Origin of the sequence: Actinophytocola glycyrrhizae, from assembly GCF_042653545.1 — a bacterium.
Classification (GTDB): domain Bacteria; phylum Actinomycetota; class Actinomycetes; order Mycobacteriales; family Pseudonocardiaceae; genus Actinophytocola; species Actinophytocola glycyrrhizae.
In genome coordinates this window covers 538958-559024 of the sequence record NZ_JBHSIS010000007.1, presented here as the reverse complement: position 1 = coordinate 559024, position 20067 = coordinate 538958, and the positions used below count along the sequence as shown (strand labels likewise).

The window sequence follows — 20067 nt, the reverse complement described above, 5'->3', positions numbered from 1 at the left end:
CGGGCCCATCACCGGCCCCGATCCGGTGATGAGCCCGCCTGTGTCGACTCAGGACGCGACGGTGCCCGTCGCGCGGCCGTCGGACCAGCTGATGGTGGTGGGGGCCACGGCGGCGATGCCGGCGTTGGTCTGGCTGTCCAGGACGTCGATGCTGATGTTGCCGCCTGAGGGGGCCTCGCCGCCGTTGAAGAAGAAGGAGCGGAGGATCTCGGTCGTGGTGGTGGACATGGAGAGTCTCCTCGAAGAGTTCGTTTGCGATAGTGGGGAGCAACCGCTGGTCTCAAATCTGCGGCATCGGGGTGGTCCACGACAAGTACCTTGCTCACCGTTCGCCCATGGTTTCTCACCCGGTCAGGGCGTGAATCGCTCATATCGACGCTGCGCTGCCGACCAGCTACCGTAGGCGGTTCGGGTGGTGGCGCCCACCGTGAAACGCTCACCGTGGTCCCCCTCGCTTGTTCACACCGGAATGCGTGAAACGGGAACGTTCCTGTGCGCGTTCCGGGATGGAACCATTGACCTCTGCCTGGGGGCGTTTCCAAACTCGGAGTGAAGCCCATGAGGTTTTCTGTGCTCGGGAGTATCGAGGTCACCAGCGACGCCGGCCCGCTCGAACTGGGCGGGATAAAACAACGCGCGATCCTCGGTTACCTCGTGCTTCACGCGAACAAAGTGGTGCCGACCAGTCGCCTGTTGCAGGCGATGTGGGAGGGCGCCCCGCCGCCGACCGCGCGCAAGATGATCCAGAACGCCGTGTCCGGGATCCGCCGGGTCCTCACCGGACCGGGCGCCTCGCTCCGCACGCACGCACCGGGCTACCAGCTGCACGTGGACACCGAAACCGTTGACCTGCACCGGTTCCGGGCGCTCGCCAGGGCCGGCCGGGCCGCGATCGGCGACGGCGAACCGGAGCGGGGCGCCGAACTGCTCCGCTCCGCGCTGTCGCTGTGGCGCGGCCCCGCGCTCGCCGACCTGGTGGAGGCCGGCTACCGGTGGTCGGAACTGGCCGCCGTCGAGGACGAGCGGCTGTCCACTCTGGAGGACCGGCTCGAGGCGGAGCTGGTGTGCGGGCGGCACCGGGAGATCACGCCGGAGCTGGAGGTGCTGACCGCCACCGAACCGCTGCGGGAGCGGCTGTGCCAGCAGTTCATGCTGGCGCTCTACCGGTCCGGCAGGCAGGCGGACGCGCTGCGGATCTACCGGCGCACCAGGGCGGCGCTGGTCGACAGCCTCGGCCTCGAACCGGGCCGCGACCTCCAGGAACTGCAACAGCGGATCCTCGACCACGACGTCGCGATCCAGCTGACGGTTACCGGCCAGTGAGCGACCGGGGCCAGCATGAGCCTTGGTACCAACTACTTCTAGCGAGGCTTCTGACATGCCGCGTACCGAACTGCTCCGGCCCCTTCCCGAGCTGCTGCGCGAGAACGCGAACCGGTACGGCGAACGGGTCGCGTTCGCCGACGCCGGGCGCGCGGTGACGCACGCCGATCTCGCGACGCGCACCGCACGGATCGCGGGCCACCTCGCGGACCTTGGCGTGTGGCCGTCGGACCGCGTCGCCGTGCTCGCCGACGGCGTGACAGCCGCCGAGAGCATCGTGGCGGCCTGCAGGGCGGGCGCGATCGCGGTGCCGCTCGACCCGGCGACCGACGACGCGGAGCTGGCCAGGCTCATCGCGGACAGCGGCGCCGACACGGTGATCGCCGACGCCGCGCACGCACACCGGGTCGCCGCGCTGGACCCCGCGCCACTCAACGTGATCGTCCGCGGTGACGCCGAGGGCACCGCGTCGTACGAGGAGCTGGCCACCACCGAGCCCGGTTCGCCGCCCAACGACGACCTCGCGCTGGACGACCTGGCGTTCCTGGTCTACACGGCGGGCACCACCGGGCCGCGCAAGGGCGTGCTGTCCACCCAGCGCAACGCGTTGTGGTCGGCGGCCGCCGCGTACGCGCCCGTGGTCGGCCTGTCCGAGGAGGACCGGCTGCTGTGGCCGCTCCCGGTGCACGACGGGCTGGCACACCACCTCGCCGTGCTCGCCACGATCGCGGTCGGCGCGTCGGTGCGGTTCGCGGGCGCCGAGGACATGGGGACGGCACTCGCGGACAGCACGCTCGTCGCGGGCACCCCTTCGGTCCTGCGTGCGCTCCTGGCCGCCGAGGCGCCGGACCTGCGGGCCGGTCTCGCGGTCGGCGCGGCGAGCGACGCCGACCTGCGCGCCGAGTTCGCCTCGGCGTTCTCCGCGCCGCTGCTCGACGTCTACACCACCACCGAGACCTGCGGCCCGGTCGCGCTGACGTGGCCGCGCGGCGAGGACACCCACGCCGCGCGCTGCCTGCCGGTGCCCGGCCTGAGCGTGCGCATCGTCGACCCGCTGACCGGCACCGACATGGGCACCGGCCAGGAGGGCGAGCTGTGGGTCAGCGGCCCGAACGTGATGGCGGGCGGCTACCACAACCTCCCCGACGCGACCGCGGCCGTGCTGCGCACCGGCTGGTACCGCACCGGTGACCTGGCCCGCCGCGACGAGTCCGGCTACCTCACGGTCACCGGCAGGCTCGCCGACGTCATCGTGGTCGGCGACGAACGGGTGCGCCCGGAGCGGACCGAGGCCGTGCTGCGCACGGTCGACGGCGTGACCGACGCCGCTGTGGCCGGGCGACCGGACGACGACCTCGGCGCGACCGCGGTCGCGTTCGTCGTCGGCGACCCGGACCCGGCGAGCCTCATCGCCGCGTGCCGTGCGCAGCTGCCCGCGGCGGCGGTGCCGGTCGAGGTGTTCGCGGTGCGGGCCATCCCGCGCACGGCGGCGGGCGCGGTCGCGCGGCACCGGCTGCTCGACACGCCTGCCCGGCTGCTCGCGACCACGGTCACCGACGAGCTCTTCGCGCTGGACTGGGAACCGGTCGCGAACACGGTCGACGGCGAGCCGGGCGACTGGGTCCTGGTCGGGCCCGGTCACCTCGCGAACGACACCGAGGCGTTCGCCGACGCCTACCCCGACCTGCTCACGCTGGCCGAGGCGGTCGCCGCAGGCCGGGCCGCGCCGGACGTCGCGTGCGTCGAGCTGGACGCCGATGGCATGCCGCCTGGCGAACCCCGTGCGTTCCTCGCCGACGAGCGGGTCGCCGTGACCCGGCTCGTCCTGCTGACCAGGGGCGCCGTGCACGCCGGTGGCTACTCCCCCGAGCCGGGGCTGGCGGCCGCGTGGGCGCACGCACGCGAGATCCAGAAGCGCTACCCGTGCCGCATCGCGCTCGTCGACGCCGACGCGATCACCCCGCGCGCGCTGCGCGGCGCCGTGGCCTCCGGGCACGACGAGGTCGCGATCCGGTCGGAGGCCCTGCTGCGGCCCCGTTTCACCCCGGTGACCGCGGCGACCGCGGGCCCCGCGCTCGGTGGCGCCGCGGTGCTGGTCGGCAAGGCCGACGAGACGCTGGTGCGGCACCTCACCGAGGCGCACGGCACGAGCGTCGTCACCGCCGAGGACCCCGCCGCGCTGGCCGCGGTGCTCGCCGGCCGCGCCGACGTCACGACCGTGGTGTGCACCGATCCGGCACCCGAGGTGGCGCAGTTCGCGCACGAGCAGACCCTCGCGCGCGACCTCACCGCGTTCGTGCTGCTGACCACCGGCTACGACACCCCGGCGACCGCGTTCGCCGACGCGCTGGCCCGCCACCGCGCGGTGCTCGGCCTGCCGTCGGCCGCGATCACGTGGTCCCCGACGGGGTTCCTGACGCTGCCGGAGGCACGCCGCACCGCGATGTTCGACCTGGCACTGGCCGCGGGCGCGCCGAGTGTCGTCGCCGCGCGCCGCAACGAGCTGGCCACCGGCTCGACCGCCATGCTGAACGCGCCCGGCGCGGAGGCGACGCTCGCCGCGCTGAAGGAACGCCTGCTGGCGCTGCCCGTCGCGGACCGCGCGCAGGCCGTGCTGGAACTGGTGCACACGGAGACGATCGCCGTCCTCGACAGCCAGGCGCCGGCCGCCCTGGACGCCGAGACCCCGTTCCGGCAGCTGGGTTTCGACTCGATCGCCGCGGTGCAGCTGCGCGGCAGGCTGTGCGCCGCCACCGGTCTCGACCTGCCCGCCACCCTGATCTTCGACTACCCGACCCCGGACACGCTGGTCGAGCACCTGCTGTCCGAGCTGGGCGCGGGCACCGCGGCCGCACCGGCGGCGACCGCCGTCACGGCCCGGTACGACGACCCGATCGCGATCGTCGGCATGGGCTGCCGCTACCCGGGTGGCGTCACGTCCCCGGACGAGCTGTGGCAGCTCGTCGTCGACGGTGTCGACGCGGTGTCGCAGTTCCCGACCAACCGCGGCTGGGACCTGGCCTCGCTGTTCGACGGCGACGGGCCGGGCACGATCAGCGCGCGGTACGGCGGGTTCCTGCACGACGCGGCCGACTTCGACGCGGAGTTCTTCGGCATCAGCCCCCGTGAGGCGCTGGCCATGGACCCGCAGCAGCGGCTGCTGCTGGAGACCTCGTGGGAGGCCCTCGAACGCGCGGGCATCGACCCGACCAGGTTGCGCGGCACCGACACCGGCGTGTTCGCGGGTGTTCCCGTGCAGCACTACGGCCGGGGCGGGCACGCCGAGGAGGACGGGGTCGAGGGCTTCCTCATCACCGGCATCGCGAGCAGCGTGGCCTCCGGCCGGATCGCGTACGTGCTCGGGCTCGAGGGCCCCGCGATGACCGTGGACACGGCGTGCTCGTCGTCGCTGGTGTCGCTGCACCTCGCGGTGCAGGCGCTGCGGTCCGGCGAGTGCTCGCTCGCGATCGCCGGTGGCGTGACCGTGATGTCCGGGCCGGAGACGTTCACCGAGTTCTCCCGCCAGGGCGGGCTGTCGCCGGACGGGCGGTGCAAGGCGTTCTCCGACGACGCCGACGGCACCGGCTGGTCCGAGGGCGCCGGCATGCTGGTCGTCGAGCGGCTGTCCGACGCGCGGCGCAACGGGCACCCGGTGCTGGCCGTGCTGCGTGGCACCGCGATCAACCAGGACGGCGCGTCCAACGGGCTGACCGCACCGAACGGGCCCGCGCAGCAGCGGGTGATCCGGCAGGCGCTCGCCAACGCCGGTGTCGCACCGTCCGAAGTGGACGCGGTCGAGGCGCACGGCACCGGCACCATGCTGGGTGACCCGATCGAGGCGCAGGCACTGCTGGCGACCTACGGGCAGGACCGCGACCGGCCGCTGTGGCTGGGGTCGCTGAAGTCCAACATCGGCCACGCGCAGGCCGCGGCCGGGGTCGGCGGCGTCATCAAGATGGTGATGGCGCTGCGCAACGAGATGCTGCCGAGGACACTGCACGTCGGGGAGCCGACGTCGAAGGTGAACTGGTCGGCGGGCGCGATGACGCTGCTGACCGAGCCGGCGCAGTGGCGTGCCGGTGACGTGGTGCGGCGGGCCGGGGTGTCGTCGTTCGGGATGAGCGGCACCAACGCGCACGTAGTCATCGAGGAGGCGCCCGCGACGCCCCTGCCGGTGCCCGAGGCCGGGCCGCCGGTGGTGCCGTGGGTGCTGACGGCGCGGACCGAACAGGCGCTGCGGGACCAGGCGCTGCGCCTCAAGTCCTTCGTGGAGGCACGGCCGTGGTTGCGGCCCGAGGAGGTCGGGCGGTCGCTGCTCGACACGAGGGCACGGTTCGACCACCGGATGGTGGTGACCGGCGCGGACCGCGACGACCTGCTGGTGGGTCTCACGACCGGGACGCCGTTCACCGGCACCTCGGGCAAGCTGGCCGTGCTGTTCACCGGCCAGGGCGCGCAGCGGGCCGCGATGGGACAGCGGCTGTACGAGTCGTTCCCGGTGTTCGCGGCGGCGTTCGACGAGGTGCTGTCCCACTTCGGCCAGGACCTGCGGGACGTGATCACCTCGGGCGACGGGCTCGACGACACCGGCAACACCCAGCCCGCCCTGTTCGCGATCGAGGTCGCGCTGTACCGGTTGCTGGAGTCGTGGGGCGTCAGGCCCGACTACCTGGCGGGCCACTCGATCGGTGAGCTGGCCGCCGCGCACGTCGCCGGGGTGTGGTCGCTTGAGGACGCGTGCACCGTCGTCGCCGCGCGTGGCCGCCTGATGCAGGCGCTCCCCCGTGGCGGCGCCATGATCGCCATCCAGGCCACCGAGGACGAGGTCACCCCGCACCTCACCGACGCCGTGGGGATCGCGGCCATCAACGGTCCCGACTCGCTCGTCATCTCCGGTGACGAGGCGGCCGCGCAGGGCATCGCCGCCGCGTTCATCGCGCAGGGCCGCAAGACCAAGCAGCTCACGGTCTCCCACGCGTTCCACTCGCCGCTCATGGACCCGATGCTCGACGAGTTCCGGGCCGTCGCGGCGAGCGTCACCTACCACGAGCCGACGATCCAGATCGTGGGTGCCGAACCCACCGACCCCGAGTACTGGGTGCGCCACGTCCGCGGCACCGTCCGCTTCGCCGACAACATCGCCACCCTCGAAGCCGCCGGCGTCCGCACCTTCGTCGAGGCCGGGCCGGACGCGGTGCTGAGCGCGATGACCGACGGGGCGATCCCGCTGCTGCGGGGCGGGCGGGACGAGCTGCGGACCGTCGCCGACGCGTTCGGCCGCATCGCCACCGTGACCACTGTGGACAGTGCGGCGTTCTTCCCCGGCGCAGGGGTGGTCGAGCTGCCCACCTACGCGTTCCAGCGCCGCTCGTACTGGCTGCGCCCGGCCGACCTCGGCGACCTCGGCGCCGCCGGGCTCACCGCGACCGGTCACCCGCTGCTCGGCGCGATGCTCGGGGTCGCCGACTCCGACCGGCTCGTGCTGACCTGGCGGCTGTCGCTGCAGGCGCAGCCGTGGCTCGCCGACCACGCCGTGCTCGACACGGTCCTGTTGCCCGGCACCGCGTTCGTGGAGCTGGCAGGCCGCGCCGCCGAGCACACCGGGCACGCCGCCATCGAGGAGCTGACGCTCCAGGCGCCGCTGACCCTCACCCACGACAAGCCGGTGGACCTGCAGGTGTGGACCGGCAGGCCGGACGAGCACGGCCGCCGCACGGTCGAGGTGTACTCGAGGCCTGCGGACAGCAACACCGCCGAGGGCGAGTGGACCTGCCACGCGGCGGGTGTCCTCAGCGACGAGGTGCCTGCCGCGCCTGCCGCGGTGGACACCGAGTGGCCGCCGGTGGGTGCGGAACCCGCCGCGGTTGGCGACTTCTACGACTGGCTGCTCTCCCGCGGCTTCACCTACGGCCCGGCGTTCCAGGGCGTGCAGGACGTGTGGCGCGTCGGTGACGAGCTGTACGCGCAGGTGACGCTGCGCGAGGAGGAGCAGACCGGCGCCGCCCGGTTCGGCGTGCACCCCGCGCTGCTCGACGCGGCTCTGCACCCCGTGGTGCTGCACCTGGACAGCGGCGACGGAGCGGAGCGGCAGGCACAGGCGTGGCTGCCGTTCTCGTGGCGCGGGGTGCGGGTGCACCGCTCCGGCGCGACGGTCCTGCGGGTGCGTCTCGTGCCGTCCGGCACGAACGCCGTCCGCGTCAGCGCGACCGACGGCGAGGGCAACCCGGTGCTGGACGCCGAGTCGGTCGCGCTGCGGCCGGTGTCGACCGACCAGATCGGCGGCGCCGCGACCCCGGTGGCCGCGCTGTACACGACCGACTGGGTCACGGTGCCCACCCCGGCCGAACGGGACACCGTCCCGGTCCACCTGGTCGAGTCCGGCGCCGACCCGAAGGACGCCGTGCTCGCCGCGCTGGCCGCGCTGCAGGAGGCGCTCACCGGCACCGACCGGCTCGCCGTGGTCACGCGGCCGGGTGACCTCGCGGGCGCCGCGGTCTGGGGCCTCGTCCGGTCGGCGCAGACCGAGCACCCGGACCGGTTCGTGCTGGTCGAGTCCGCCGGTGACCTGGTCGAGGCGGCCATCGCCTCGGGCGAGCCGCAGGTCGCGGTCCGCGACGGCGCGCTGACCGTCCCCCGCCTCACGAGGACCGAGACGTCCACATCGGACACCCGGCTGTTCGACCTGGCCGGCACCGTCCTGCTCACGGGCGGTACCGGTGCGCTGGGTGGCGCGCTGGCCCGGCACCTGATCACCGAACACGGCGCACGGCACCTCGTGCTGACCTCCCGCCGCGGCCTCGACACGCCCGGCGCGCCCGAGCTGCGCGACGAGCTGGCCGCGCTCGGCGCCGAGGTGACGATCGCCGCGTGCGACGCGGCCGACCGCGTCGCCATCGCCGCGCTGCTCGCGACCATCCCGCACCTGGTGGGGGTGGTCCACGCGGCCGGTGTCCTCGACGACGGCATCCTGGAGTCGCTCACCCCGGAGCGGGTGGACGCGGTGCTGCGGCCGAAGGTCGACGCCGCGTGGCACCTGCACGAGCTGGCGGGTGAGGTCGAGCTGTTCGTCCTGTTCTCGTCAGTGGCGAGCGTGCTGGGCACTGCGGGGCAGGCGAACTACGCCGCCGCGAACGCGTTCCTCGACGGGCTCGCCGCGCACCGGCACGCCCAGGGCAAGCCAGCGACCGCGCTGTCGTGGGGTCTGTGGGCGCAGGACAGCGCGATGACGGCGAACCTGACCGAAGCCGACCGCGCACGGCTCAACCGGGGCGGTGTCCTTCCGCACTCCGTTGCCGACGGCCTGGCCCTGTTCGACGCGGCCTGCCGCAGCGGAGCACCGCACCTCGTCCCGGTGACACTGGACCAGGCGGCGCTGCGCACCGCGACCGGCGCGCCGCCGCCGCTGCACGCCATGGTGAAGGTGCCGCGCAAGCGCAGGAGCAGCGGCCAGTCCGGTTCCGCGCTGGCGCAGCAGCTCGCCGGGCGCACCGACGAGGAGCGGCGGACGTTCCTGCTGGACGTCGTGCGCACGCAGGTGTCGTCGGTGCTGGCGCTGCCGGACCCGGACGCGGTGACCGCGACGAACGCGTTCAAGCAGCTGGGTTTCGACTCGCTCACCGCGGTCGAGCTGCGCAACCGGCTCAACACCGCGACCGGTCTGCGGCTGCCCGCCACGCTCACGTTCGACTACCCGACACCGGAGGCGCTCGTCGGGTTCCTGCTCGCCGAGCTGGGTGACAGCGGCCAGGAACAGCAGGCGGCCGCCGCACCCGCGCGGGCGAGCGACGAGCCGATCGCGATCGTCGGCATGGCCTGCCGCTACCCGGGCGGGGTGTCCACACCGGACGAGCTGTGGGCGATGCTGACGGCGGGCGCGGACGGCGTGACGCCCTTCCCCGCCGACCGCGGCTGGGACCTCGCGAACCTGTTCGACCCGGACCCCGACACCCCCGGCACCAGCTACGTCGACCAGGGCGGGTTCCTGCTCGACGCCGCCGGGTTCGACGCGGAGTTCTTCGGCATCAGCCCCCGCGAGGCACTCGCCATGGACCCGCAGCAGCGGGTGTTCCTGGAGACCTGCTGGGAGGCGCTCGAACGCGGCGGCCTCGACCCGGCCACGCTGCGCGGTACGGCCACCGGCGTGTTCACCGGCCTGATGACGCACGACTACGCGGCCCGGTCGAGCGCGGTGCCCGACGGTGTCGAAGGGTTCTGGGGCACCGGGACCGCGGGCAGCGTCGCCTCCGGCCGCGTCGCGTACTCGCTCGGCTTCGAGGGCCCGGCGGTCACGATCGACACCGCCTGCTCGTCGTCGCTGGTGGCACTGCACCTGGCGGCGCAGGCGCTGCGGTCCGGTGAGTGCACGCTCGCGCTCGCCGGTGGTGTCACGGTGATGGCGACGCCCGGGTTGTTCGTGGAGTTCTCGCGGCAACGCGGTCTCGCGAAGGACGGCCGCTGCAAGGCGTTCTCCGACGAAGCCGACGGCACCGCGTGGGCGGAGGGCGTCGGGGTGCTGGTCGTGGAACGGCTCTCGGACGCGCGCCGCAACGGGCACCCGGTGCTGGCGCTGCTGCGTGGCTCCGCGGTCAACCAGGACGGTGCGTCCAACGGGCTGACCGCACCGAACGGCCCTTCGCAGCAACGGGTGATCCGGTCCGCGCTGGCGGGTTCCGGTCTCACGCCGTCCGATGTGGACGTGGTGGAGGCGCACGGGACCGGCACGTCGCTGGGTGACCCGATCGAGGCGCAGGCACTGCTGGCGACCTACGGGCAGGACCGCGACCGGCCGCTGTGGCTGGGGTCGCTGAAGTCCAACATCGGGCACACACAGGCCGCGGCCGGGGTCGGCGGCGTCATCAAGATGGTGCTGGCCATGCGCAACGGCCTGCTGCCCAGGACGTTGCACGTCGACGAGCCGAGCCAGAAGATCGACTGGTCGGCGGGCGACGTCGAGCTGCTGACCGAGCCGGTGCCGTGGGAGCCCAACGGACGGCCGCGCCGCGCCGGGGTGTCGTCGTTCGGTGTGAGCGGCACGAACGCGCACGTGATCGTCGAGGAGGCACCGGCGGAGCCGGTGGCCGAGCCGTCGGACGGGCCGCCGGTCGTGCCGTGGGTGCTGTCCGCGCGCACCGAGCAGGCGTTGCTGGACCAGGCGACCCGACTGAAGTCCTTCGTGGAGGAACGGCCGTCGCTGCGGATCGCCGACGTCGGCCGGTCACTCGTGGAGACCAGGGTCGGGTTCGACCACCGCGCCGTCGTGTACGGGACGGACCGCGACGAGCTGTTGCGCGGCCTGGCCGACGTGACGGCGAACGTGGTGCGGACCGGCAGGCTGGCGGTGCTGTTCACCGGCCAGGGCGCGCAGCGGGCCGGGATGGGACGGGAGCTGTACGAGGCGTTCCCCGTGTTCGCCGACGCGTTCGACGACGTCTGCGCCCACTTCGAGGCCGACATCCGGTCGGTGATCACCACCGGTGAGGGTCTCGACGAAACCGGGAACACCCAGCCCGCCCTGTTCGCGTTCGAGGTGGCGCTGTACCGGTTGCTGGAGTCGTGGGGTGTGAAGCCGGACTACCTGGCCGGGCACTCGATCGGTGAGCTGGCCGCCGCGCACGTGGCTGGGGTGTGGTCGCTGGAGGACGCGTGCACGGTCGTGGCCGCACGGGGACGGTTGATGCAGGCCCTTCCTCGTGGTGGCTCGATGATCGCCATCCAGGCCACCGAGGAGGAGGTCACCCCGCACCTGACCGAGGCGGTCGGGATCGCGGCCATCAACGGGCCACGGTCGGTCGTGATCTCCGGTGACGCGGACGCCGCGGAAGCCATCGCCGCGCAGTTCGCGGACCGCAAGACCAAGCGGCTCACGGTGTCCCACGCGTTCCACTCGCCGCTGATGGACCCGATGCTCGACGAGTTCCGTGCGGTCGCGTCGAGCGTGACCTACCACGAGCCGACCATCCCGATCATCGGTGCCGAACCGACCGACCCCGAGTACTGGGTGCGGCACGTCCGTGGCACCGTCCGCTTCGCCGACAACATCGCCACCCTCGAAGCAGCCGGGGTCCGCACCTTCGTCGAGGCCGGGCCGGACGCGGTGCTCACCGCGATGGGCGGCAGCGATGCGGCCGACTTCGTGCCGACGGCGCGGCGCGGCCGCGACGAGGTCCGCACGGTCGTCGAGGCGCTCGGCACGCTGCACACGCGTGGCGTGCGGGTCGACCTGCCGGTGCTGTTCGCGGGTGCGGGCCGGGTCGACCTGCCGACCTACGCGTTCCAGCACGAGCGGTACTGGCTGATCACGCAGGAGTCGGCGGGCAGCGCGACCGGGCTCGGGCTCGGCGCGACCGGTCACCCGCTGCTGGGTGCCGCGCTCGGCCTCGCCGACTCGGAGCGGGTCGTGCTGACCGGCAGGCTGTCGCTGCGCGACCACCCGTGGCTCGCCGACCACGTCGTGTTCGGCACGACGCTGGTGCCGGGTGCCGCGCTGGTCGAGCTGGCGCGCCGGGCCGCGGAGCACACCGGGCTCGACGTCGTCGAGGAGCTGACACTGCACGCGCCGCTGGTGCTGACCGAGGCCGACGCGGTGCACGTCCAGGTCGAGGTCGGTGAGCCGGACGAGGCCGGGCAGCGGAGCGTGCGGATCCACTCGCGGCGCGAGGGCGCCGACGACTCGTGGACGCAGAACGCGAGCGGCCTGCTCGCCACCGCCGACGACGGTCCCGAGTGGACCGGCGAGTGGCCGCCCTCGGACGCGACCCAGGTGCCGGTCGACGACGTGTACGACCGGATCGCGGACCTCGGCGTCGACTACGGGCCTGCGTTCCAGGGCCTGACCGCGGTGTGGCAGCGCGGGGACGACCTGTTCGCCGAGGTGTCGCTGCCGGAGGGGCTGCGCCAGGACAAGTACGGCATCCACCCCGCGTTGCTCGACGCCGCGCTGCACGCGATGTTCGTGCCGGAGCGGGACGACCGGCAGGTGGTGTTGCCGTTCAGCTGGAACGGGGTGCGGATCACCGGCGAGAGCCCGGCGGCGCTGCGGGTGCGGATCACGAAGACCGGGCAGGACGCGTACGCGCTGGCGCTGGCCGACCGCACGGGTGTGCCGGTGGCGAGCGTGGCGACGCTGGTCGCGCGGCCGGTCAGCGCGGACGCGCTGAGCAGCGGGCCGGAGTCGCTGTACCGCCTGGACTGGGTGCCCGCTGGCCCGGCGGCCGGTTCCGCCGACACCGACGTGCTGCACGTCGAGACCGACGACGTTCGTGCGGCGGTGCACCAGACGCTGTCCGCGCTGCGGCACGCCGACGACCGGCTGGCCGTGGTGACCCGCGGCGCGACGACCGGCGAGAACCTCGCGGGTGCCGCGGTGTGGGGCCTGGTCCGGTCGGCGCAGACCGAGCAGCCGGACCGGTTCACCCTGATCGACACGGACGTGGACGACATCGAGGCGGCACTCGCGTCCGGCGAGCCGCAGGTGGCGGTCCGGGACGGCGCGGTGCTGGTGCCGAGGCTGGCCAAGGCCACGTCCACAGCGGAGGGACGCCTGTTCGACCCGGACGGCACGGTCCTGATCACCGGCGGCACCGGTGCGCTGAGCGCGGCACTGGCCCGTCACCTGATCACCGAGCACGGCGCGAAGCACCTGGTGCTGACCTCGCGCCGGGGCCCGGCGGCACCGGGTGCCGCGGAGCTGGCGGCCGAACTCGGTGTCGACATCGTGGCGTGCGACGCGGCCGACCGCGACGCCCTCAAGGCGTTGCTGGACGGCATCCCGAACCTGGTCGGCGTGATCCACGCGGCTGGTGTCGTCGACGACGCCACCATCGACTCGCTGACACCGGAACAGGTGGAGGCGGTGCTGCGCCCGAAGGTGGACGCGGCCAGGAACCTGCACGAGCTGACCGGTGACCGGGACACCGTCGAACTGTTCGTCCTGTTCTCGTCGGCGACGAGCATCCTCGGCACGGCGGGCCAGGCGAACTACGCGGCGGCGAACGCCTACCTGGACGGCCTGGCCGTGCAGAGGCACGCGGCCGGGCTGCCCGCGGTGTCGCTGTCGTGGGGCCTGTGGGCGCAGGACAGCGCGATGACCAGCCACCTCTCGTCCGCGGACCTGGCCCGCATCAACCGCGGCGGGGTGCACGCGCACACCGTCGAGGAGGGCCTCGCGCTGTTCGACGCGGCGTGCCGGTCCGGCGAACCGCACCTGGTGCCGGTCAAGCTGGACCAGCGGGCACTGCGCACGGCACCGAACGTGGCGCCGCCGCTGCGGTCGTTCGTCAAGGCCCGCCGCCAGGCCAAGACGGCGGTGATCCCGCTGGCGCAGCAGCTTTCCGGCCGCACGGAGGAGGAGCAGCGCACGCTGCTGCTGGACCTGGTGCGCACGAACGTGGCGACGGTGCTGGCACACGGCACCCCGGACACGATCGCGGCGGACCAGCAGTTCAAGCAGCTGGGCTTCGACTCGCTCACCGCGGTCGAGCTGCGCAACCGCCTCAACACGGCGACGGGCCTGCGGCTGCCCGCCACGCTCACGTTCGACTACCCGACCCCGCAGGCACTGGTGACACACCTGCTCTCGGAAGTGGGCGGCAGCCAGGCCAGGCAACGCCTCCGCACGGTGGTCGACACGATCGCCAAGCTGGAGACGGCGCTGGAGGAGATCGACACCGACACCGACACCGACATCGCCGCGTCACTGCAACGCCTGCTCACCAAGTGGCGCGACAAGTCGGAAGTCACACAGGAACAGGAACCGGACAAGGACGACCTGGACGAGATCACGGCCGACGACCTGTTCGACCTGCTGGACGACGAACTGGGCGACGTGGCCTGACCGGCGGCTGCGGCTTCGTGCCACGCGGGACCCGTGCCGGGGGCCGGTGCTGGAATCGGTACATGAACGAGTACCGGGGGCACGGGTCCGCGGCACCGGGCCTCCGGCGGGTGTCCGGTGTGGCCACGGTCGCCGGTGCGGCGTTCCTGACGAGCGGCGTCTGGGCGATCGTGGCGGAGGTGGTCGGCCACGCCGAATCCCTTCGCCCACCCCGGTCCGAGGACTGACCAAAGGGGTTCGAGGAGGGAACCGGCGCCGGGCTCTGGCTGCTGGTGGCCGGGGTGGTGGTGGCGATGGTGCTCACCCTGCGGCCGACGTGGCACACCCTCAGTCCGCCACCCGCAGTCCGGCCACGAGCAGCCCGACCATGTGGCGTGCGTCGTAGCGGGGCTTGCCGCCACCAGCGCACAGGCCGCCGACGCCGCGCATCAGTTCGTAGGCGTCCTGTCCGGACCGGATCTCCCCCGCCTCGGCCGCGGCGTCGAGCAGCCGGGCGCACACCGGTTCGAGCCGCTCCAGGAAGTACGCGTGCAGCGGGTCGTAGCAGGGGTCGCCGGACTGCAGCACGGTCGCGAGTCCCTGTTTGGTGACCACGAAGTCCACGAAGAGGTCGACCCACCGCGCCAGCGCGGCGTAGGGCGCCGGGCTGTCCGCCAGCAGGTCGGGACCGGCCGCGGCCAGCGACTCGACCTGGTGCCGGTAGACGGCCACGATCAGGTCCGCCCGCGTCGGGAAGTGGCGGTAGATCGTCGCCGTCCCGACGCCGGCCTTCGCCGCGATGTCGCGGATCGGCGCCTCCACCCCCGACTCGACGAAGACCGCGGCGGCCGCGTCGAGGAGGTTCTCCTCGTTGCGCCTGGCGTCCGCGCGTTTGGCCCGCACCCTGCCCCCTCCCTGGCTAAACGGGACACTGTCCCGTATCGTCAAACGGGACGATGTACCGTTTATTGTGCCAGGAGGGCGCGACATGAGCGAATCTGTCGTATCGGTGAAGCCGGTGGTGCTGCCGGACTCGGACCTGCGGGTCCGGATCTCGGCGCCCGCGAGTGGCCGCGACCTGCCGGTCGTCGTGTTCTCGCACGGTTTCGGCTCGTCACTCGAGGGCTACGGCCCGCTGACCGACTTCTGGGCCGCGCACGGTTTCGTGGTCGTCCAGCCCACGCACGGCGACTCACGGACCGTGGACGCCTACACGCCGGACACCTGGCGCGACCGCGTGTCGGACGTGAAGCGCGTCCTGGACGAGCTGGCGTTCCTGGAAGCGGCGGTACCCGGTCTGGCGGGCCGTGTCGACCGGACCCGCGTCGCCGCGGCGGGCCACTCGTTCGGCGGTCAGACGGCGGGCAACCTGCTGGGCCTGCGGGTCGACGGCGAGGACCTGTCCGACCCGCGCGTGGCGGCGGGCGTGCTGCTGGCGACGGCGGGCCGGGGCGGCGACGACCTGTCCCCGTTCGCCGCCGAGCACTTCCCTTTCATGAACCCGGACTTCACGCACATGACCACACCCGCGCTGGTGGTGGCGGGCGACAAGGACGACTCACCGTTGACCGTGCGGGGCCCGGACTGGATGGCCGACCCGTACCACCTGAGCCCCGGCGCGAAGAGCCTGCTCACGGTGTTCGGCGCGGAACACTCCCTCGGCGGGATTCCCGGCTACGAAGCCAAGGAGACCACCGACGAGAGCCCCGAACGCGTCGCGTTGGTCCAGCGGGTCACGACGGCCTACCTCCGCCACACCCTCGGCGTCGACGACACCGACTGGGTGAACCTGCCGGAGGACCCGTTGGGGCGCCTCGAATCCAGGTGAGAACGCCGGGCGATCGACGGCAACCACGACCACGCAAACGACGCATCGGGGTACGCCTGCGAGCGATCCGCAGGCAGCGCACCGACCTCTCGCTGGAAGCGCCTTCGGGACATGCCATCCGCACCGCAAAGCGCAAACACGGCGCCGACACCCGCAGGGCAGGTCGCGCCGTGAAAGGCACGTTCACGGCACAACCGGTGCCGTCAACGGCACATTGACGGCGCTGAGCGCCGTGAACGGCCCATTGACGGCACCGCGGATGCCGTCAATGGGCCTTTCACAGCACCAAAAGCCAGGCGCGCAGCGCCCAGCCCCGAAGCGGGCCCTGCGAAGCAGGGGCATGCCTACGCACCCCGATGGGGGCGCAAGCCCACCACACAGGGCTCCCCCGCCAACCCCGAGACCTGCCCGTCCGGCGAGGACAAACCACCAAACAGGGAACCCGAACAAGCCCAATCACCAGCCTCGACGACATCGACCGGGTGAACCTGGCGAAGAACCCGTTGCGGCGCCCCGAATCCAAGCGACAACGCCGCTAATGTCCCTACGGAAAGGAACGTCTCCTTTCCGCACTGGAAAGGGGACAACACGGTGGGCGGCGACCGACGGCAACCACGACCACGCAACCGACGCATCCGGGCACGCCTGCGAGCGATCCGCAGACAACGCACCGACATCTCGCTGGAAGCGGCAGCGGCGCTGCTGGGCTGGTCCCCCTCCACGCTTTCCCGCACGGAGAACGGCATCCGGGAGATCACCAGCGAAGAGGTCGCGACGATCGTGACCACCTACAAGCTCCCGGCGGCCGAACGGGCGGAGATCATCCAGGACGCCCGTGCCGACCACTCCTCGGGCTGGTGGGACCGGCCACTGCCGGGAGTCCCGGAGGAAATGGGCGTCCTGGCAAGCTATGCGGCGGAGGCGAACAGCCTGACCAACTGGGCGGTCATGCTCATCCCTGGCCTGCTGCAGATCGAGCCCTACGCAATGGCCCTGATGATCTCGGACGGAATCCGAGAAGAGGACGCTCAACTCCGCTGGGTGGCAAGGAAACGGCGGCAGAGGATCCTCGGCAACGTCGACTACACCGCCTACATCCACGAAGCGGCTCTCTATGTCCCGTTCGGCGGTCGAGACACTCACCGCGAGCAACTGCGGCATCTTGTCGGCGCACGCGAGCGCGGCATCGGAGTCCGGATCGTCCCGAGGCGCCTGCCGTATGGCGTGATCAGCCACAGCTGGCTCTACATGACGTTCCCGAACACGTCGCCGGTGGTGAATGTCGAAGTCGCCGAAGGTGGCGTGTATCTGTTCGATGATCAAGCTAAACTCTATACCGCAAGAGTCGAACTGTTGAACCGGTTGGCCCTTTCCAGCATGGAAAGCTCAACGCTGCTGCGATCGCTTGTGAAGGAGATTCGATGACGTGGCGTAAGTCCAGCCGCTCAGGTTCGGGCGGCGACTGTGTGGAAGTTCGCGGCGACCTCCAGGCACTCCGCGACAGCAAGTCACCCACCACGGTCATGCCGGTCGGCCGAGTCGCCATGACTCGTCTGGTTTCCACCCTGCGAAGCCGCTGATGACCTGGCGCAGGTCCAGCCGCTCCGCCGCTGACGGCAACTGCGTGGAGATTCGTGGCGACCTCCAGGCGCTCCGCGACAGCAAGTCCCCCAACGCGATCATGCCCGTGAGCCGGGGCGCGCTGCGGAGCCTCGTCATCCACGTCAGGTGAGGGCCGCCTCGGCGAGTGCGGCCATGACGGCGGCAACCGCGGGCGGGTCGGGCGGGTCGCCGTAGGTGGCGGCGTGGATCTGGCGGCGGAAGCCGGGCAGCTCGGTCGCGTGGATGTCGGTCCTGCGGTGGGCGCGCAAGGCGAGGCCGGGCTGGGTGGCGACCCCGATGCCCGCCGCGACGAGGGCTTGCACGACAACGATGTCGTCGCTGTGCGACACGATGCGGGGCGTGAAGCCCTGGCGCGCGCACACGGCGATCAGCTCGGCCTCGCACCGGGCGCAGCCGCCGATCCAGGCCGAGTCCCGGTGGTTGCCGAGGGTGTCGTCGGGCTGGTGGCTGAGCAGGTAGATCGAGTCGTCCCCGATGTGGACGAGGCGGAAGCCCTCGTCGTCGAGTGGGGCACCGGCGTGGCGGAAGACGAGGGCGACGTCGATCCCGCCGTGCCGCAGCATCCGCAACGCCTCGACCGGGTGCCGCTCGAACAGGCTCAGGGCGAGTCCAGGGTGCGCGGCGGCCAGCGCGGCGGCCGCCGCAGGCACGATCGTGCTGAGCGTCGACGCGTTGGCGGCCAACCGGACCCGCCCCGACTGCAACCCGACCTGCGCCGCCAGCTCGTTGGTCGCCGCGTCGACCCGGCCCACGATCTCGGCGGCCCGGTTGGCCAGCAGCTCCCCTTCCGGCGTCAACCGGATCCCGCGGCCGATCCGCTGGACGAGCTTGACGCCGGTGGCGGCTTCCAGCCGGGACAGGTGGTGGCTGACCGACGGCTGGGAGTAGTGCAACTGCTTCGCCGCCTCGGTCACCGAACCGTGCCGGGCGACCGCGGCCAGGACCTTGAGGTGCACCAGGCTCAGCATTCATCAAGGTTATCGATGCGTGGTCCACGGTTTCGGCATTGGACGTCATACGTCGGCCGCTCCATGCTGATGCCATGACGACACCTACGGGCACGGTGAAGTGCAACCTCTCGGTCTCGCTCGACGGGTACGCTGCCGGGCTCGACCAGACAGAGCAGCGCCCGTTCGGCGCGGACGGCGGCGACGGCTGGGGCGACCGGCTGCACGGCTGGATGGAAGATCCCGACGAGATGCGTGCCGAGCTCGACCGGCTGGCCGCCACCAAGGCGTTCATCATGGGCCGCAACATGTTCGGCCCGGTGCGCGGCGAGTGGGACCGGCAGTGGAAAGGCTGGTGGGGCGACAACCCGCCCTACCACGCCCCGGTCTTCGTGCTCACCCACCACCCGCGCGACCCGCAGCCGATGGCCGGCGGCACCACGTTCCACTTCGTCACCGACGGCATCCAGGCGGCACTGGCACGCGCGCGCGAAACCGCCGGGGACGGCGACATCTCCATCCACGGCGGCGCGACCACCGTCAACCAGTACCTCGCGGCGGGCCTGATCGACGAGATCCGGCTGCACGTCGTGCCGTTCACGCTCGGCGCGGGCACCCGCCTGTTCGACGGCGTCCCGCCGCTGAACCTCGAGCAGGTGGAGGCGCGAACCACGGCGAACGCGGTCACACACCTGACCTACCGCGTCCTGAACTCGTAGCTGAATGACTCCGTGAAGATCATGTGAGTGGTTCTGGCCTGGGGACACGTCGCCGGGCATGACACCCGCGCCCGCCCGGCGGGCACCCGTGAAAGGCACGTTCACGGCATGTCGAGTGCCGTCAATGGGCCGTTCAGGGCGCCCAGCGCCCTGAACGCGCCTTTCAGGGCATCAACCACGCCGTCAACGCGCCTTTCACAGCACAAAGCCAGGGCGGCACGCCCGGCCCGCCTCAGGTGAACAGCCAGCCGAACATGGTGTGCGAGGCCAGCACCAGCAGCGCGCTCCACGTCGTCGCGCCGACCACCAGCCACACCAGCAGCCGCTGACGGGCCAGTCCCAGCGCGGAACCCAGCACCGCGGACACCCACGTCCCGAACAACGCGGGCCCGACCATCCCGAACCCGGCCGGGCCGAACCGGGTCAGCACCCGCCGGGCCTTCGCCATCCGTGCCGCACGCTTGGCCGCGTCGCGCTCCGCGCGTTCCTCCGGGTCCCCCTGGCGGCGGCGCCGACGGCGACGGACGAGGCGGACCAGCAGCAGATGCCGGAAAACCCGCACCCGGCGGCGTGCGCGCACCCGGCGCAGCCAGTCCATCGCGAACAACGCGATCACGAAACTGGCCCACGCACCGGCCGACAACGCGAGCACCGTCGCCCACGGGGGCAGGCGCAACGCGATCCCGACCGGCGCGGCGGCGGAAGGGCCCGCGAGGAACCCGGTGAGCAACACAGACCCGAAGCGCCCCACGGCCCCACTCCTCAACGCCATGAAAGACGCTTCCGGGGCACTCGACGTCCCGAAAGCGTCCTTCA

General features: G+C 72.4%; 12 protein-coding genes. 8 read left to right on the top strand and 4 right to left on the bottom strand.

Translation table 11 applies throughout. The features are described from left to right. Window positions 1-48: 48 nt before the first annotated feature. Window positions 49-228, bottom strand: a complete 180-nt coding sequence (locus ACFPCV_RS18395) for a hypothetical protein (RefSeq protein ID WP_378057432.1) — start codon at window positions 226-228, stop codon at window positions 49-51. Between the two features lie 330 nt (window positions 229-558). Between ACFPCV_RS18395 and ACFPCV_RS18390 the strand changes: the two genes are divergently transcribed. The 3 genes from ACFPCV_RS18390 (at window position 559) to ACFPCV_RS18380 (ending at window position 14382) form a co-directional block, all read left to right on the top strand. Continuing rightward, window positions 559-1323 (top strand): AfsR/SARP family transcriptional regulator, encoded by a 765-nt coding sequence (locus ACFPCV_RS18390; RefSeq protein ID WP_378057431.1) that lies wholly within the window; start codon window positions 559-561, stop codon window positions 1321-1323. Between the two features lie 55 nt (window positions 1324-1378). After that, window positions 1379-14155, top strand: coding sequence for an SDR family NAD(P)-dependent oxidoreductase (locus ACFPCV_RS18385; protein ID WP_378057430.1), 12777 nt, complete (start codon window positions 1379-1381; stop codon window positions 14153-14155). A gap of 62 nt (window positions 14156-14217) precedes the next feature. After that, the gene (locus ACFPCV_RS18380) at window positions 14218-14382 is read left to right on the top strand and encodes a hypothetical protein (RefSeq protein WP_378057429.1); all 165 of its coding nucleotides are present in this window, start codon (window positions 14218-14220) and stop codon (window positions 14380-14382) included. Between the two features lie 100 nt (window positions 14383-14482). Here ACFPCV_RS18380 and ACFPCV_RS18375 read toward each other — a convergent pair whose 3' ends face one another. Further along, window positions 14483-15037: a TetR/AcrR family transcriptional regulator gene (locus ACFPCV_RS18375; protein ID WP_378057428.1), complete on the bottom strand. Its 555-nt coding sequence runs from the start codon at window positions 15035-15037 to the stop codon at window positions 14483-14485. Between the two features lie 85 nt (window positions 15038-15122). On the opposite strand from ACFPCV_RS18375, the gene ACFPCV_RS18370 reads away from it, so the two are divergent. The 4 genes from ACFPCV_RS18370 to ACFPCV_RS18355 all read left to right on the top strand — a co-directional run bounded on the left by ACFPCV_RS18370 (window position 15123) and on the right by ACFPCV_RS18355 (window position 17694). Further along, window positions 15123-15962, top strand: coding sequence for an alpha/beta hydrolase family protein (locus ACFPCV_RS18370; protein ID WP_378057427.1), 840 nt, complete (start codon window positions 15123-15125; stop codon window positions 15960-15962). A gap of 591 nt (window positions 15963-16553) precedes the next feature. Continuing rightward, window positions 16554-17387, top strand: a complete 834-nt coding sequence (locus ACFPCV_RS18365; RefSeq protein WP_378057426.1) for a helix-turn-helix domain-containing protein — start codon at window positions 16554-16556, stop codon at window positions 17385-17387. Next, entirely contained in the window at window positions 17384-17542 is a 159-nt protein-coding gene (locus ACFPCV_RS18360) for a DUF397 domain-containing protein (RefSeq protein ID WP_378057425.1), read from the top strand. Before ACFPCV_RS18365 ends, ACFPCV_RS18360 begins: the two co-directional genes overlap by 4 nt. Then, a complete protein-coding gene (locus tag ACFPCV_RS18355) occupies window positions 17542-17694 on the top strand; it encodes a DUF397 domain-containing protein (protein ID WP_378057424.1) in 153 nt (50 codons plus the stop codon). Before ACFPCV_RS18360 ends, ACFPCV_RS18355 begins: the two co-directional genes overlap by 1 nt. On the opposite strand, the gene ACFPCV_RS18350 is transcribed toward ACFPCV_RS18355, so the two are convergent. Then, complete coding sequence (locus ACFPCV_RS18350; protein WP_378057423.1) at window positions 17687-18553, bottom strand: LysR family transcriptional regulator; 867 nt, start codon at window positions 18551-18553, stop codon at window positions 17687-17689. The genes ACFPCV_RS18355 and ACFPCV_RS18350 overlap by 8 nt on opposite strands. Window positions 18554-18627: 74 nt before the next feature. Between ACFPCV_RS18350 and ACFPCV_RS18345 the strand changes: the two genes are divergently transcribed. Continuing rightward, window positions 18628-19251, top strand: a complete 624-nt coding sequence (locus ACFPCV_RS18345; RefSeq protein WP_378057422.1) for a dihydrofolate reductase family protein — start codon at window positions 18628-18630, stop codon at window positions 19249-19251. 232 nt (window positions 19252-19483) lie between these two features. Here the strand turns inward: ACFPCV_RS18345 and ACFPCV_RS18340 are convergent, their stop codons facing one another. Continuing rightward, window positions 19484-20002 (bottom strand): hypothetical protein, encoded by a 519-nt coding sequence (locus ACFPCV_RS18340; RefSeq protein WP_378057421.1) that lies wholly within the window; start codon window positions 20000-20002, stop codon window positions 19484-19486. Window positions 20003-20067 lie beyond the last annotated feature (65 nt).